This window comes from Oscillatoria sp. FACHB-1406 (assembly GCF_014698145.1).
In the GTDB taxonomy this organism is placed as follows: domain Bacteria; phylum Cyanobacteriota; class Cyanobacteriia; order Cyanobacteriales; family Spirulinaceae; genus FACHB-1406.
This window is the reverse complement of the sequence record NZ_JACJSM010000016.1, coordinates 57,493-72,848: the sequence shown is the minus strand read 5'-3', so window position 1 is coordinate 72,848 and position 15,356 is coordinate 57,493. Positions and strand designations below refer to the sequence as shown.

The window sequence follows — 15,356 nt, the reverse complement described above, 5'->3', positions numbered from 1 at the left end:
GACGTTTCGCTTCATCCCAAATAGCTCTCTCCATCGCCCCCGCCATTGCATAAGTTTGAGATTGAGTATACTCGCGAGCGATCGAGGTAGAATTCCGGGGAAAGAGGTGAAACTTTGGCTTGGAAAGTAATCATTAATAAGATAGGGTTGTCATTGTTGACAACCCTATCTTATTTTTTCTAAGATTCGGTCAATTTGTATTGGGAGCGGCGTTTTGGGGCGCTCGTTTACCCCCAGCATAGACCCGCTTTTATTGAAAATTAATAGCAATTGAAAAATCGATTTGGTTAATCAGTCATAGTAACTGAATTCGGATTTTCTTGACTTCCCCATTGTGAGGGAGCTATTATGAGTTTAAGTTCGGGCATTGAGTTATAAAGTAGCGTTATTATTAGCTCTCGCGTAGGTGGGGTTCGCCCTAACTGAATATCTCCTTTATTCAGGTCATACCCAGACAGAAAACCGTCTCTTACGCCAACTAGAAATAGTATATTTTTATTCTTGATAAAATGGTTAGCCCCTTGTTATTAAAGTTATTAAAATTGTCTGCTCTACAAATCTCCTTGAAACGCGCTGCTAAACCCTCACAGTTGTAGGTTGCGATCCAGGAATTAAAAAAAACAATGTTTGATATGAACTCCCAAAAATGGGTTTCCCCTAAAGAAGCAGACGTTACAAATTGCGATCGCGAAGCAATCCATATCCCCGGACAAATCCAGCCTCACGGTGTATTGCTCGTTCTCCAAGAACCCGACCTCATTCTCCGACAAGTCAGCGAAAACACGGAAGATCGTCTGGGTATTCCGGCTTGCTCTCTGATCGATCGAGACCTCAGCCTGTTATTTTCGCCTGAAGACATTGAAACCATCCGCTTTCACCTCAGCCGCGACCAGTCCGAGCAATTTTCGTTCCCTATCTTAACCTTAAAGGTCAAAGAAACAAACTTAACATACTACGGAACGTTGCACCGTCACGGCGGAGTCGCGATCTTAGAATTAGAACCCGCGTCTTCCGACTCCTTAAGCTCGAACTTGGACTTTTACCAGCGTCTCAAAACGGCGATCGCGCGGATTCGGAAAGCCAAAAACTTTTCAGAAGCAACCCAATTGCTAGCCGAAGAAGTTCGAGAGATCGTAGGTTTCGACCGAGTGACGATCTATCGTTTTGAACCCGATGAAAGCGGTGTCGTCATCGCAGAAGCCAAACGAGACAACCTAGAATCCTATCTCGATTTACACTATCCCGCTTCAGATATTCCCAAACAAGCCAGAGAACTGTATTACCGAAATTGGCTGCGTTTGATTGTAACTTCAAACTACGAACCCGCAAACCTTATCCCAGCCACTAACCCGATCTCGAACGAACCCACCGATCTCAGTTTTTCAGTGTTGAGGAGCGTTTCTCCGTTACATCGAGAATATTTGCAAAACATGGGGGTTGACGCTTCTTTTTCAATTTCTTTGGTCAACGACCGCCACCTTTGGGGCTTGATCGCCTGTCACCATTACGAACCCCGTCACGTCCCTCCCGAAGTCCGCAAAGTCTGCGAGCTTCTCGGATTATTTGTTTCGATTGAAATTGTTTATCAACAGGAAAAAGACCGCATTCAACACCGCGATCGCATTAACGAAATCAAACAAACTATTAAATATAAACTTTCGACAACCCAGAAATTTATTGGTAAAGTTGTTGAGGAGAATAGCGAACAATTTTTGAGTTTGACGAATGCACAAGGACTCGCTTTTTGCGCCGGTCAAGATTTGATATTAGTCGGTCAAACTCCATCTTACTTAGAAACTCAAGATTTAATCGCTTGGTTGATTCATTCAACCCAAGACGAAGTGCTAGCAACCCATTGCCTTGCCCAACACTATCCCCCCGCCGAAAAGTTTGCAACACAAGCAAGCGGCGTACTGGCGATTTCGCTTTTACCCGATCGAACATCTTACCATCTTTTATGGTTTCGACCAGAGCTTGTTCGCACGGTAAATTGGGCCGGAGATACTCACAAATTCGTCGAAGTTGAAGAGGATGGCAGCCTTCGCCTGTCGCCTCGTAAATCTTTTGCCGCTTGGCAAGAAACTGTCAGACAGACATCCTTACCCTGGCAGCAAATAGAAATTGATACCGCGCGGGAACTGAGAAGTACGTTGCTGCTAAAGTTTTCCCAGGTCGCTTTAGAAGATGCCGCGATCGCGAACCAAGCAAAAAGCCAATTTCTCGCAAAAATGAGTCACGAACTGCGCACTCCTCTCAATGCAATTTTAGGCTTTACCCAAGTCATGAATCGCGATGTGACGCTCAGTTCTCAACATCGAGAATATATTAGCATTATTAACCGCAGCGGTCAACATTTACTAGAACTGATTAACGACGTTCTCGAAATGTCTAAAATCGAAGCCGGTCAAGAAACATTGAACGAAAAAAGTATCGATCTTTACGAACTGCTCGCCTCGCTAGAAGCTATGCTCGGTTTCAAAGCGCGCGCTAAAGGACTGGCTCTCAACTTTCATCTTTCGCCCGAAGTTCCTCAATACATTCGCATTGATGAAAGTAAATTAAACCAAGTTTTAATTAACCTCATTGGTAACGCGCTCAAATTCACAGAAGTCGGTCGAGTTGAGCTTTATATCGAGTGGCAGTCCGAGTCAAAGAATGAATCTGTTCCGCTTCTCACCTGCAAAGTTTGCGATACGGGAACGGGGATTAGTTCCGACGAAATGAAACAACTGTTTAAAGCCTTCGAGCAAACAGAATCCGGTCGCCGTTCGATGGAAGGAACGGGGTTAGGGTTGGCGATTAGTCAACAGTTTGTTCGTCTCATGGGAGGAACAATGAGCGTACAAAGCGAGGTGAATCGAGGGAGTACCTTTTCGTTTCAAGTTCGCGCCCCTGAAAGCTCGCAAGAAGAAGTCCAACAGTCCGTTCAACAGAAGCGAATTATCGGTTTAGAACCCGGACAGCCCGACTACCGCATCTTGATTGCTGAAGATGTTTTGGAGAATCGCAGATTGCTGGTCGATATCTTAGAATCTCTTGGGTTTCAAGTGCGCGCTGTGGAAAATGGGAAAGAGTGTTTAAGCGTTTGGAACGCTTGGCAACCTCAGCTTATTTTAATGGATATGCAAATGCCCGTCCTTGATGGCTACGAAGCAACCCGAACGATTAAAGGTTCTCCTGAAGGCAAGGATACGGTAATTATTGCAATTACGGCAAATGCCTTTGAAGAAGAACGAGTGGATATCTTGAATGCGGGTTGCGATGAGGTCATGAGAAAGCCTTTTCAAGAAGAAGTCTTGCTTGAAAAAATTGCCGAGCGCTTGCACATTTGCTATTTATATGCGGAGGAAGAACCGATTCCACCTGCTCCCCTCTCCATTTCCCTAGATTTAACTGAAAAAGCGATTCAAATTATGCCGAAGTCATGGATAGATCGGCTTAATGATGCGGCTATTTCTGTCGATGAAGAAAGAATATTTCGACTTATTGAAGAAATCCCTTCTACGGAAGTTACGCTCCTCCAAATCTTAAAAAACCTCGTCGCTAACTATCGTTTGGATATTATCGCTGAAGTCACGGGTGGATTGGAAATCAAAAATAAATCAATGTAATTTGGCTTATATCAACCTTTATGCTTCAGTCTAGTATATTGTCAGAAAAAGAAAGAGTTATCTTTTTAGTAGACGACGAACCCGATAATCTGCGCGTTTTATCGGAGATTTTGCAAGCTCGCGGCTATAAAATTCGCAAAGCCATTAGTGGGACTTTAGCTCTTGCTGCCATCGAACGAGTTAAACCCGATTTGATTTTACTCGATATTAATTTACCCGATATCAATGGCTACGACCTTTGCAAAAAATTAAAAAATTCAGAATTCGTTCGGGAAATTCCCATTATTTTTATTAGCGCCTTGGGTCAAACAGAAAGCAAACTCAAAGCCTTTCAAGTTGGGGGAGTAGATTACGTCACAAAACCTTTTCAGGAAGAAGAAGTTCTGGTTCGGGTCGAACATCAACTGAGCCTGCGTTTTTTGCAACAAGAATTAGCGGATAAAAATAATCTGTTAGAAGAAAAAAATAAACTTTTAGAACAAGAAGTTTGCGATCGCCGCCAGTCGGAGTCAGAAACTCGTCTTTTGTTAACGGTGAGTCAAACATTAGAAAAAGCAGCCGATTTAGATATGGCGTTTCAGGAAATTTTACGCATTCTTTGCCGCAGCATCCATTGGGATTTTGCGGAAGCTTGGGTTCCCAATGAAGAGGAGACGACTCTAGATTGCCATGTTGGATACTACGCTCAATCCCCAGAATTAACGTCTTTTCGCGAAGAAAGTTGCAAACTGAGGTTTAATTTAGGAGAAGGACTGCCGGGAAGGGTGTGGCAATCGAAGGCTCCAGAATATTTTAGCGATCTCTCAACTGTACCAGAATCAGTTTTTTGTCGTTGCTACCACGCAGCACAAGCGGGGTTAAAAGTTGTTCTCGGTATTCCCATTCTCGATGAAACTGAAACAGTTTTTGCTGTGTTAGTTTTTTTTGCTAAGCAACCTTTAAAATTCCAAGCACGAGCCTTTCAACTCATTTTTGCCGTGGCGTTTCAACTCGGTTCTTTGTTAAGACGAAAGCAGGCAGAATATCGATTAAAACAAGAACAAGAAAAAACGGAAAAACTGTTGTTGAATATTTTACCGGCTCCGATCGCGCAACGGTTGTATCAAGGAGAAACGGTCATCGCCGATCGCGTTGAGGAGGCAAGCATTCTATTTGCAGATTTAGTTAATTTCACGGATTTTTCTTCTCGAAAAACACCTCTCGAACTCGTGAAATTACTCGATCGCATTTTTTCTGAATTCGATCTGCTGGCGCAAAAATACTGCCTGGAAAAAATTAAAACCATTGGCGATGCGTATATGGTGGTTGGCGGACTGCCGGGGATTCACTGCGCGCAGGAGTCCTCGAGTCCTGTTGAGGCGATCGCGCGTATGGCATTAGATATGCTAACTGCGATGCAGCAATTCCGAGAAGAAACGGGAGAAGTTTTGCAAATTCGCGTCGGAATTCATGTGGGCGAAGTGGTTGCAGGTGTTATCGGTTTGTCTAAATTTTCTTATGATTTATGGGGCGATGCTGTAAATCTTGCTTCTCGGCTACAATCGTCCAGTCTGCCTGACGAAATTCAAGTGACATCCGAAGTTTATAAGCGGTTGCACAAAAAATTCTTTTTTCAGAAAAGGGAACTCGTGCGGATAAAGGGAAAGGGGCAAATGGACACTTATTTTTTGAAAGGAATGATAGCAAGCTGATTTGGGTTGTGAAACTCTAGCTTTACCACTGGAATACAAACATTGATGTATTTCGGAGATGTCTACTGCATTCGATCCAACGTCCGATAGCCGATCGCTTCGGCAACGTGCGGGACTTGAATCGCCTCTTCACCCGCTAAATCCGCGATCGTCCGCGAAACTTTCAACACCCGATCCATCGCCCGCGCCGAGAGTCCTAATTTGCGAATTGCCGCCTCTAAAAGGTTGCGACTGGCTTCGTCGAGTGGGCAAAATTGACGCAGGTGGCGGCTTTGCATTTCGGCGTTGCTGCGCGCGCTGGGATCGTTGTCAAATCGGGTTCTAGCGCGATCGCGGGCGGCAGTCACTCGTTCGCGCACCACCTGCGATTCTTCCCCTAAGCGCTGTCCTGTCATCTCTTCCGGTTTGAGGCGATTGACGCTGACTTGTAAATCGATGCGATCCATCAAAGGGCCGGATAATTTTGCCCAATATTGCTCGCGCGATCGCGGCGAACAAGTACAAGCTTGAATCGGATCGCCAAAGTAACCGCAAGGACAAGGATTTGTACTCGCTACTAAAGTGAATTGAGCGGGAAAAACCACCGATTGTTTGGTTCTCGAAATACTCACTTGACCGTCTTCTAACGGCTGGCGCAAAAAGTCTAAAACATTGCGCTTAAACTCGGTTAATTCGTCGAGAAATAGAACCCCTCTATGAGCTAAAGAAATCTCTCCCGGACGCGGAATACTGCCCCCACCCACCAACGAAGGGCCGGAAGCAGAATGGTGGGGACTGCGAAAAGGACGTTCTTTAATTAACGTGCCTTTATCTCTCAAAAAGCCAGCGACCGAGTGAATTTGCGAGACTTCCAACGCTTCGGAAAAAGACAGCGGCGGCAAAATTCCCGGCAAGCGGCGAGCGAGCATTGTTTTACCGCTTCCCGGCGGCCCGACAAAGATTAAATTATGCCCTCCGGCGGCGGCAATTTCTAGGGCGCGACGGGCGTGAGTTTGTCCTTTTACTTCTTTGAGATCGGGGATGCAAAAAAGTGGTTTTGTCAACTCTTCTTTGACATTAACGGTGACAGGAGTACAAGCTTCCGGGCGATCGAGAAAATCGGCAATCTCCGCTAAATTCTCGAACCCATATACCGCCAACCCATCCACAATCGCCGCTTCTGTGGCATTATCCTTCGGCACAATTAACCCGACAATCCCCATCCGTTCGGCTGCCGCAGCGATAGGTAAAACGCCCGCCACGGGGCGCAAACTGCCATCGAGGGACAATTCGCCCAAAAATAAATAGTCGCCCAATAGCTCGGTATTGAGGCTTTGAGACGCGGCTAAAATACCGATCGCGATCGGCAAATCAAAACAAGGCCCTTCCTTGCGTAAATCAGCGGGCGTAAGATTGACTACAATTTGCCGCATCGGAAACCCAAACCCAGAATTTTTAATCGCCGACTTCACCCGTTCGCGCGATTCCTGCACCGCTGCATCCGGCAGTCCGACAATCAAAGTTTTGGGCAGTCCCCCAGAAACATCGACTTCTACGCCTACTTTAACGGCATCAATACCGACAATCGCCGCACTCCAAACTCTGGCAAGCATATTGGGAATTGGGAATTAAAAATTGGAAGAATACAACCCGCTGCGCGCGGGGAATGACTTAACAAAAGTTGACTTGCAATATTTCTCTTTTAAGGAATTTCAAGAACGGTTAGCGTATAATCGCCGCGATCGCGAGCATCGTAACCATTAATGAAAATTCGATAGGTTCCATCCTTGGGTAAAGTTACCTTCAAAAACGAATCTGTATTCTTTTCATCGATATCGTCGTTCTGACCGATAATTGTATCGCCTGCATCAAATAATGCTAAAAAAGTATCAAATTTCCGACTCGCGACTGAAATTGTAAGCGTTTGCCCGGTACGACCTTGAATTGTATAAACATCGTACAAACTTCCGTCGCGTGCGTAAACTGAATCCCCATCAGCTAAGCTGCCTTGCGCTTGGAGAAGCGTTTTTACGGCTGTTGCTGGAGAAATGCTATCGCTATTGGCTGCTGTTGCCGCTGGTACGGGTGAGGTTTCTACTGCTGCGGGATTGCTGGCGCTATTGTCAGGCGTTGCCGCAGGCGTTGCTGGTGCGGGATTGCTAGCGTTATTCTCTGCCGCTACCGCTGGTACGGGCGAGGTTTCTGCTGCTGTGGGATTGCTGGCGTTATTCTCTGTCGTTGCCGCTGGTACGGGCGAGGTTTCTGCTGCTGCGGGATTGCTAGTGCTATTATCTGCCGCTACCGCTGGTACGGGTGAGGTTTCGGCTGCTGCGGGATTGCTGGCGTTATTCTCTGCCGTTACCGCTGGTACGGGTGAGGTTTCGGCTGCTGCGGGATTGCTAGTGCTATTCTCTGCCGTTGCCGCAGGCGTTTCAGTTCGATTAACGGGAGGCGGCGGTACTGTAACGATCGCACCTTGAGGTAGATTAGGATTCGATGCTTGCGTTCCTGCGGGGGCAAAATTGGGGGTTATGGGTGCAGAAGCGGTGTTAGACTCACTCTGGAGGCGAGTTGGGTTAATTGGTGAAGCAGTGGGAGGGGCTGAAGCGATAGTATCGCGGTAATCGGCACTGTAGACAATCGTACAAAGTTCCTCGTAACGGCGATGCAATCCGCAAGCAACGCCCGTAGCACTAAAGTCATTGTAGAAAATATTCTCACGATGAAATCTGCCGACAACGCCGTCATCCACAATCAACTGCATGACTATTGCTTCTGCTGTCGTTACGCCATAGCTAATATTTTCGCCGATCGCGCCGCTCGAAGCACCGTAACGTCCGAGGCGATCGCTAAATTGACTGCCATCGCTGCCATAATGACCGATGATACCTCGAGAGCCGATATCATTAACGTGATCTTTCGCCGCCTGCGACATTCCCGCCGACAAACGCAAAGGCTGTAACGGTTGTTTCGCACGCAGAAAGCGAATCGCTTCATCGACTGCCTTGACTCCTTCCTGAGTGCGAATTGTCGGCTGTTCGGGCAGTTGCAACAAGTTACCGTAGTAATAAGATTTCATGCTTTCCAACCAATCGGCATAGGCGCTGGGATTGGTTCGCGCTCGATTCATCTCCTCTAACACCTGACGTTCGAGGGGAGAAAGAAGGCTGTCGGAGGGGCTATTTTGGGCGATTGCAGTGGGGAGTTGAAGCGACTGAGGGGAGGGAGGAGAAACCGCGCGCGCGATCGCGGGTACAAACAAACTTAAGATCGCAGAAGCGAAAAAATAGCGTTTCAGGCGTAAAAGCGAGCAATTCATGGGTTTGTATCAAAGGGACGAGCCTGTCTAGAAAATTTGAGGATATTCTAAATGTAAGGGAGGGACTCGCTTTTTTGCGTGAGGGGAACTTTGTCTTTCCTTAACCCTTATCCCCTATCAATAGATTCATTATCCCTTATCCCTCTATAACTTCATGTCTCAAAAAGTTTTAATCGTTTTAACCAGCCACGATACTCTCGGCGACACCGGCAAAGAGACTGGATATTACTTAGCTGAAGTCAGTCATCCCGTCGCTGTGTTCGATCGCGCGGGCATCGCCGTTGACTATGTTAGCCCTAAAGGCGGAAAAGCACCAATGACGGGAGTAGAACTCGAAGATCCGCTCAATACAGCTTTTCTCAACAATTCCGAAAAGATGAAGCAAGTCGAGAATACTCTCACTCCCAGCCAAGTTAATCCTGCCGACTACGATGCGATCTTTTATGCAGGCGGCCACGGAACGATGTGGGATTTTGCCGATAATGAAGCGCTTGCTAGCATCGCAGCCAATATTTACGATCGCGGCGGCATTGTTGCAGCAGTGTGTCACGGTCCGGCTGGACTCGTCAATATCAAACTCTCCAATGGCGATTATTTAGTAGCAGGAAAAACGGTTGCTGGCTTCACCAATGAGGAAGAAGAAGCGACGGGTTTAACGAAAGTCGTACCGTTTTTATTGGAAGATAAATTAACCGAGCGCGGTGCAACGGTAGAAAAAGCACCAAAGTTTGAAGCGAAAGTCGTAACGAGCGATCGCCTCGTCACGGGACAGAACCCTGCTTCGGCGGGCGGCGTTGGCGAAGCCATTGTTGCTTTATTAAAGGCAGAAAAGTAGAAATTAAAAGCTGGGAATTTAAAATCCCGCCGAATCTCAATTATCCCGCCCGCATTGACAGCCTGCTTCTGAAATGCGGGCGGGAAATTATTATCATTCTTCATCCTTTAAAACTTCGATCGCGAGTTCGATGCGCTGTCGTCCGCGTTCCAAGAAGCGATCGCATTCCTTCAAATGTTTTGCAGCAACCTCAAACTCCTCGAACACTTCTTCTAAACTTAATTCCCCCGATTCCAAGCGATCGAGAATTGCCTCAATTTCTGCAACTTTTTCCTCGTAGTTCCAATCAGTTTGTTTTTTCGATTTCATTGCTGACAATTTCTGTTACCTTAACCCGGAGCGAGCCTTGCGCCAGTTGCACGCTTAGTTCTTCTCCTAACTGCACCTCAGTGCTACTGCGAACTAAACGCCCGTCCGTTTGGCGCGCGGCGGCATAGCCTCTCAATAGTACCGCCCGAGGATCGAGGCTGGCTAATTGCTGCTGCAAAAAGGAAATGCGATCGCGCGCTCGTTGCAAAGAACGCGATCGCGCGGGAAATTGTTCCAATGCAGATTTCAGCCGCGCCAGTCCCCTCGCTTCTTGCTGCCAGCGTCGTTCGAGGCTTTGCACCAGCGCGACTTTGCGTTGTTGGTGGGCGCGTTCCAGTTCTCGCACATCGGGAACGGCAAGTTCTGCGGCGGCGGTGGGCGTATGAACGCTAACATCGGCGGCGAGATCTGCCAGGGATTCGTCGCGTTGGTGTCCGATGCCGGTAATAATCGGAATCGGACAATCGGAGATCGCGCGCACGACTCGTTCGTCGTTAAAGCATTCTAAATCTTCTACCGCACCGCCACCCCGCGCCAGGATTGCGACTTGGGCGCGCCCGTCCTTAGCCACGCGATCGATAGCCGTTGCGATCGATTCGGGGGCGGCTTTCCCCTGAACGATAGCAGGGGAGAGAAGAACGTGCAATCCCGGCGAGCGCTGCTGTAAAGTCCGTTGAATATCGCCCCAAGCGGCGGCGTTAGGGGAAGTGACGACGGCGAGAGTAGCGGGATGCGGGGGGAGGGGACGCTTGCGGGCAGCATCGAAGAGTCCTTCGGCTTCTAGGCGCGATCGCAACTGCCGGTAGCGCAAATCTTGCAACCCTTCTCCGGCGGGTAAAACTTGAAAGCAATTGAGTTGATACTCGCCGCGCGGGGCATAAAGGCGCAAACTTCCGAGGACGAGGACTTGCACGCCGCGATCGGGAACTTGTACTAATTGGGCTTGTAAGTTGCGCCACACCACGCAGCGAATCGTCGCGCTGCCATCGCTATCTCCTAATGTAAAAAATAGACCGCTGGGATGATTGCTCGCGCTTTTTACCTCGCCCACGACCCAAATATTTTGCAATTGCGGATCTTCGGTTAATAAGGCTTGGATGTAGGCGGTTAAACCCGTAACAGAAAGGGCGGTTTCAGGCATCATAAAAATAAAAATTCCAGCGGAATCTTCAAGGTTGAAGGTGTAGTTGCCGTTGAAGACAGGGAATGCTCGAGGTGAGCTTCGGAAATGTCTAGCCCGAAACCCGATTCGGTTGGCAATCTGAGGAAACATCTGTCAGTGTTAGGGGGCAGGCGATTTCTCCCGCACGTCAGCGATCGCACATTTTGGCGTTCGCCGGTTCGATGGAGGACAATGCGAAAGAAATCGCCCGATCGCGATCGCGAATTTGTCTCTACAATCGAAAGTAGCAGGCGAAATATCAGTAAGCATCCGCATCGTCCGGATCTTGTGGGAACCGAGTCCGATGAGGAATATGTCAAACTAGAACAATAGCACCGCTTTAAACTTAACGAAAAAATTGTACGCGCAGATAGGATAGAAAGCATCATGGGATTATTTGACCGCATGAGCCGACTGCTCCGAGCCAATCTTAACGATATGGTCAGCAAGGCAGAAGATCCGGAGAAGATTCTGGAGCAGGCTGTCATCGATATGCAAGAAAACTTGGTGCAATTGCGTCAGGCGGTTGCTCAAACGATCGCCGCCCAGAAAAAAACGGAGAAGCAATTCAATGACAACCAAGACGAAGCGAATAAATGGCAGCAGCGCGCTCAGTTGGCTTTGACCAAGGGCGATGAAGAACTAGCCCGAGAAGCGCTTAAGCGCAAGAAAGGCTACAGCGATACGGCGACAATGCTGCAAAGCCAACTCACACAACAAACGACTCAAGTTGACGACCTTAAGAAGAAACTGATGCAACTCGAGAGCAAAATTTCTGAGGCGAAAACCAAGAAAAATATGCTCAAAGCCAGAGCGCAAGCCGCGAAGGCGAACGAGCAGTTGCAAAATACTGTCGGCAATATGAACACCGGCAGCGCAATGGCGGCTTTCGAGCGCATGGAAGAAAAGGTGCAAATGATGGAAGCGCGATCGCAGGCGGCTATTGAGTTGGGCGGAAACAACCTAGACTCTCAGTTTGCGGCGTTGGAGTCGGGGAGCGATGTTGATGACGAACTGGCTGCGCTCAAAGCGAGCTTAACCGGCGGTTCGGTCAACCAAGCAGCCTTGCCCCAAGGTCAAACTCAGCCCTCTTCGACAACCAGCACCGACGACGAACTCGAAGCCCTGCGACAGCAATTGAAAAAAAGCTAATGGGGCAGCCAGTAGCGTTAGCGCTAGCCGAGGGCTAGCAGGTTGTGGAACTCGCTGGTAGAACGCGGGTGTGGCGAGGCTGCATCCGCTTTCTCAGCTAGAGCCTGTCCCCGCAACCGACTATAATCTTTGATGGCGTTCGTCGGACTCGTTTCTGGGAACTTTCAGGAGCGAGCGATCGCAGCGCGATAACAAACCTGTTTAAAATGAGGTCCGAAACTTGTGAGTGATGTCGTCGTTATTAGCGATCGGGAATTTGAAAGCGAAGTTTTACAGTCAGAACAGCCCGTTATTGCCTATTTTTGGGCTTCTTGGTGCGGCCCGTGCAAGCTAGTTTCTCCGACAGTGGAAGGCATAGCGAAGGAGTACGGCGATCGCGTTAAGGTCGTAAAATTAGAAGTCGATCCGAATCCCGAAGCCGTCGCTCAATGCAAAGTTGAAGGCGTTCCAGCGCTGAGACTGTTTAAGGGAGGCGAAATTATGGCTTCCCACGAAGGCGCGATCGGCAAACAAGCGTTGCAAGCTTGGCTGGAGCGAAATTTGAGTTGATGCGCCCGCAACGAGAAAATCCAAAACGATCGCTTCGAGCGGGGAAATTTCGGTAAAAATAGATCGTGGGTCTCAATCGTTGTGGTCTAAAAAGGATCGATGGTGAAATTAGCTCAGCGCCTCCAACCCCTGCAAAGCAATGTCTTCGCCGATATGGACCGCGCGAAGGCAACCGCAGAAGCAGCAGGGAAAGAGATTATTGACTTATCTTTAGGCTCTTCGGATCTGCCCGCTCCCGAAGTTGCGATCGCGGCAATTGAAACGTCACTGCGAGACCCCCAAACCCACGGCTATACGCTATTTCGCGATACCCGCCCTTTCCGAGAAGCGGTGGCGCGGGATTACGAGCAAAAATATGGGATACCGCTAGATCCCGAAATGGAAGTTCTCCCGCTGATTGGCTGTCAGGAAGGCACGGCTCATTTGCCCCTAGCGATTTTAGACCCTGGCGATGTGGCGCTGCTCCTGAATCCCGGCTATCCTTCCCATACAGGCGGCGTATATTTGGCGGGCGGCGAAGTTTATTTGATGGAGTTGCGCCAGGAGAATCAATTTCTGCCCCAGTTTGCCGAAATTCCCCCAGGGGTGGTGCAGCGGGCGAAGATGATGATATTGAGCTATCCCCACAATCCCACCACCGCTATTGCATCTTTAGCATTTTTTCAGGAAGCAGTAAGCTTCTGTCGGGAACATCACATCGTCCTCATCCACGATTTTCCCTACGCAGATTTTGTCTTCAGCGATGCGCCAGAGTCGGCGTTTACCGAACGGGGAAGGCTGCCTTCTATCCTACAAGCGGATCCCGAAAAAGAAGTTTCGGTAGAGTTGTTTACTTTCTCGAAATCTTATAATATGGGCGGTTTTCGCCTCGGTTATGCGGTGGGCAATCGGGAAATTATCGCCGCCCTGCGACAGGTGAAAGCCGCGATCGACTTTAATCAGTATCGGGGGATTATGAACGGCGCGATCGCGGCAATGAAAAGCGATCGCCGCATCGTTCTCGAAACCGCAGAAATTTTTCGCGATCGCCGCGATGCCTTTATTGCAGCCATGCACCGCATCGGCTGGTTCCTTCCCAAACCGATCGCGACAATGTACGTCTGGGCAAAGCTTCCCGCTCCTTGGCAAACTAATTCGATTGGATTTGCTACCCAGCTTGTCGCAGCGACGGGCGTTGCTGTTTCCCCCGGTGCGGGGTTTGGCTCGGGCGGCGAAGGCTACGTGCGTTTTGCCCTCGTCCATGAAGTTGCCGTTCTCGAAAAAGCCGTCCAACGCATCGCTGAATTTTTAGAATCTCATTAAAATCTACTCGAAGAAATTTGTTCTTCAAATTGTTATTTTGAATACGATTAAAACTCGACGCGATCGTACCAACAGTGTCATAAAAATGGATCTATCAATATTATTGTTAAGCTAATCTTTACGCGCTTATCCATAACAGCAGCATTCTGAGAATTCTGTGCTAAGCTACTGGTTAAGCTATAGCCATTTAGACTTCGGATGATAAGTTCGTTAGCATACAGCTTTACTCAATCCGAATCTCAATTGCTCCGCTGTCAATATCGTGTATTGGAATTCGGAGATACGTTATGTCAGTTTACGTGGGCAACCTCGCTTACAGCGTGACTCACGACGAGTTAAGCTCGGTCTTTGCAGACTATGGTACTGTCAAGCGGGTTCACTTACCCACCGATCGCGAGACGGGTCGCCCTCGCGGTTTTGGCTTTGTCGAAATGTCGAGCGATGCAGAAGAAGACGCAGCAATCGAAGAACTCGATGGTGCTGAATGGATGGGTCGGGTTCTGAAAGTGAATAAAGCCAGACCTCGTGAAAAAACAGGAGGGGGAGGAGGTCGCCGAAATACCCGAGATAGATTCTAAGAAGCTTTTTGAGACATTAAAGTTTCTGCTGTCAGTCGAGGAGGCAGAATCGCTTTTGAACCCCAGCCAGAGCGGAGAGCGCCATTAGAGCGAAGTTAAATTCGGGGGGTAGGCCGCTCGACGACACAGATTTTTAAACGCCGTTAGAGAGCGCGCTCCAAGTGCAACCCTTGGGTTTGTCTTGGCAGCAAGGCTCGAGATGTGTAAAACTAGAAAAGTTGTTAGGATGTAGCAGCCATTAGATGCAATCTAATGGCTCGGTTTTTTCTAAGGGAGTCCTCGCTCGGTTTCCCGCCCCATCTGTAATCTACGAATTGACAAGGAGTTAACGCAATAGAATGACCCAAGTGATTGTTGGCGAGAATGAAAATATTGAGTCTGCGCTGCGCCGCTTCAGACGGCAGGTTTCTAAAGCCGGGATCTTTGCAGATATGAAACGATTGCGCCATTTTGAAACCCCCATTGAAAAGCGCAAGCGTAAGGCTTTAGCTAGACGGCGTAAAAAACGCACGCGCTAAGATAGCGCTTGCGGAACTAAAAATTCTGACAGCAATGCCATCGCCCCCTGAAAGCAAAAAATTCACAAAAATTTACATTGGGGGCGATTGAAGTCGTTTTAATCCGAAGGAGGGCAAGCCTTGAAAGAGCGAATCGCTCGAGGACTCCCAGCCGACAAGGACTCAAAAAAAATCCCAACAAAATCGAATTCGTACAAAAGTAATAACGGGTCAGAAAATCATCATTTCTTGACATAAATCCCGCGTCACAGAACTTCAAATACAGTCGCCTTCTCCCAACAATTTTGCGGCAGACAAAACCCTTAAGAATTCAGGAGCAGATCTTTCCCAGCCCAAACTTCTCCAGTATCC

At 48.3% G+C, this 15,356-nt stretch carries 13 protein-coding genes; 9 read left to right on the top strand and 4 right to left on the bottom strand.

The features are described from left to right. Positions 1–623: 623 nt before the first annotated feature. Both H6G50_RS15895 and H6G50_RS15890 read left to right on the top strand, forming a co-directional pair. Entirely contained in the window at positions 624–3,611 is a 2,988-nt protein-coding gene (locus H6G50_RS15895; RefSeq protein ID WP_199303056.1) for an ATP-binding protein, read from the top strand. A 20-nt stretch (positions 3,612–3,631) separates the two neighbouring features. Next, the gene (locus H6G50_RS15890) at positions 3,632–5,302 is read left to right on the top strand and encodes an adenylate/guanylate cyclase domain-containing protein (RefSeq protein ID WP_190718083.1); all 1,671 of its coding nucleotides are present in this window, start codon (positions 3,632–3,634) and stop codon (positions 5,300–5,302) included. A gap of 62 nt (positions 5,303–5,364) precedes the next feature. On the opposite strand, the gene H6G50_RS15885 is transcribed toward H6G50_RS15890, so the two are convergent. Together H6G50_RS15885 and H6G50_RS15880 are read right to left on the bottom strand one after the other, a co-directional pair. After that, complete coding sequence (locus H6G50_RS15885; RefSeq protein WP_190718080.1) at positions 5,365–6,894, bottom strand: YifB family Mg chelatase-like AAA ATPase; 1,530 nt, start codon at positions 6,892–6,894, stop codon at positions 5,365–5,367. A gap of 89 nt (positions 6,895–6,983) precedes the next feature. After that, a complete protein-coding gene (locus tag H6G50_RS15880) occupies positions 6,984–8,600 on the bottom strand; it encodes a CAP domain-containing protein (RefSeq protein WP_190718077.1) in 1,617 nt (538 codons plus the stop codon). 154 nt (positions 8,601–8,754) lie between these two features. Here H6G50_RS15880 and H6G50_RS15875 point away from each other — a divergent pair, with 154 nt between their 5' ends. Then, positions 8,755–9,435: a type 1 glutamine amidotransferase domain-containing protein gene (locus H6G50_RS15875; protein ID WP_190718072.1), complete on the top strand. Its 681-nt coding sequence runs from the start codon at positions 8,755–8,757 to the stop codon at positions 9,433–9,435. 93 nt (positions 9,436–9,528) lie between these two features. On the opposite strand, the gene xseB is transcribed toward H6G50_RS15875, so the two are convergent. Both xseB and xseA read right to left on the bottom strand, forming a co-directional pair. Then, entirely contained in the window at positions 9,529–9,744 is a 216-nt protein-coding gene (gene xseB, locus H6G50_RS15870) for an exodeoxyribonuclease VII small subunit (RefSeq protein WP_190718070.1), read from the bottom strand. Further along, the gene (gene xseA, locus H6G50_RS15865) at positions 9,722–10,888 is read right to left on the bottom strand and encodes an exodeoxyribonuclease VII large subunit (RefSeq protein ID WP_242032849.1); all 1,167 of its coding nucleotides are present in this window, start codon (positions 10,886–10,888) and stop codon (positions 9,722–9,724) included. The genes xseB and xseA overlap by 23 nt, the downstream gene beginning before the upstream one ends. Before the next feature lie 84 nt (positions 10,889–10,972). Here xseA and H6G50_RS15860 point away from each other — a divergent pair, with 84 nt between their 5' ends. The 6 genes from H6G50_RS15860 (at position 10,973) to rpsU (ending at position 15,005) form a co-directional block, all read left to right on the top strand. Continuing rightward, a complete protein-coding gene (locus tag H6G50_RS15860) occupies positions 10,973–11,239 on the top strand; it encodes a hypothetical protein (RefSeq protein WP_190718067.1) in 267 nt (88 codons plus the stop codon). A 54-nt stretch (positions 11,240–11,293) separates the two neighbouring features. After that, a complete protein-coding gene (locus tag H6G50_RS15855; protein ID WP_190718065.1) occupies positions 11,294–12,058 on the top strand; it encodes a PspA/IM30 family protein in 765 nt (254 codons plus the stop codon). A 222-nt stretch (positions 12,059–12,280) separates the two neighbouring features. Then, positions 12,281–12,607, top strand: a complete 327-nt coding sequence (locus H6G50_RS15850) for a thioredoxin domain-containing protein (RefSeq protein ID WP_190718062.1) — start codon at positions 12,281–12,283, stop codon at positions 12,605–12,607. Between the two features lie 102 nt (positions 12,608–12,709). After that, complete coding sequence (locus H6G50_RS15845; protein ID WP_190718213.1) at positions 12,710–13,909, top strand: LL-diaminopimelate aminotransferase; 1,200 nt, start codon at positions 12,710–12,712, stop codon at positions 13,907–13,909. Positions 13,910–14,196: 287 nt separating this feature from the next. Then, the gene (locus H6G50_RS15840) at positions 14,197–14,487 is read left to right on the top strand and encodes an RNA-binding protein (protein ID WP_190718059.1); all 291 of its coding nucleotides are present in this window, start codon (positions 14,197–14,199) and stop codon (positions 14,485–14,487) included. A gap of 338 nt (positions 14,488–14,825) precedes the next feature. After that, on the top strand, positions 14,826–15,005 hold the full coding sequence (rpsU, locus tag H6G50_RS15835) for a 30S ribosomal protein S21 (RefSeq protein ID WP_190718056.1): 180 nt from the start codon (positions 14,826–14,828) through the stop codon (positions 15,003–15,005). Positions 15,006–15,356 lie beyond the last annotated feature (351 nt).

Excerpts from the sequence above, each read along its gene's own strand:
- H6G50_RS15840 (WP_190718059.1), top strand. The coding sequence starts at position 14,197 with ATGTCAGTTTACGTGGGCAACCTCGCTTACAGCGTGACTCACGACGAG.
- H6G50_RS15875 (WP_190718072.1), top strand. The coding sequence starts at position 8,755 with ATGTCTCAAAAAGTTTTAATCGTTTTAACCAGCCACGATACTCTCGGC.
- rpsU (WP_190718056.1), top strand. The coding sequence starts at position 14,826 with ATGACCCAAGTGATTGTTGGCGAGAATGAAAATATTGAGTCTGCGCTG.
- xseA (WP_242032849.1), bottom strand. The coding sequence starts at position 10,888 with ATGATGCCTGAAACCGCCCTTTCTGTTACGGGTTTAACCGCCTACATC.
- xseB (WP_190718070.1), bottom strand. The coding sequence starts at position 9,744 with ATGAAATCGAAAAAACAAACTGATTGGAACTACGAGGAAAAAGTTGCA.
- H6G50_RS15880 (WP_190718077.1), bottom strand. The coding sequence starts at position 8,600 with ATGAATTGCTCGCTTTTACGCCTGAAACGCTATTTTTTCGCTTCTGCG.
- H6G50_RS15860 (WP_190718067.1), top strand. The coding sequence starts at position 10,973 with ATGTCTAGCCCGAAACCCGATTCGGTTGGCAATCTGAGGAAACATCTG.
- H6G50_RS15895 (WP_199303056.1), top strand. The coding sequence starts at position 624 with ATGTTTGATATGAACTCCCAAAAATGGGTTTCCCCTAAAGAAGCAGAC.
- H6G50_RS15885 (WP_190718080.1), bottom strand. The coding sequence starts at position 6,894 with ATGCTTGCCAGAGTTTGGAGTGCGGCGATTGTCGGTATTGATGCCGTT.
- H6G50_RS15855 (WP_190718065.1), top strand. The coding sequence starts at position 11,294 with ATGGGATTATTTGACCGCATGAGCCGACTGCTCCGAGCCAATCTTAAC.
- H6G50_RS15890 (WP_190718083.1), top strand. The coding sequence starts at position 3,632 with ATGCTTCAGTCTAGTATATTGTCAGAAAAAGAAAGAGTTATCTTTTTA.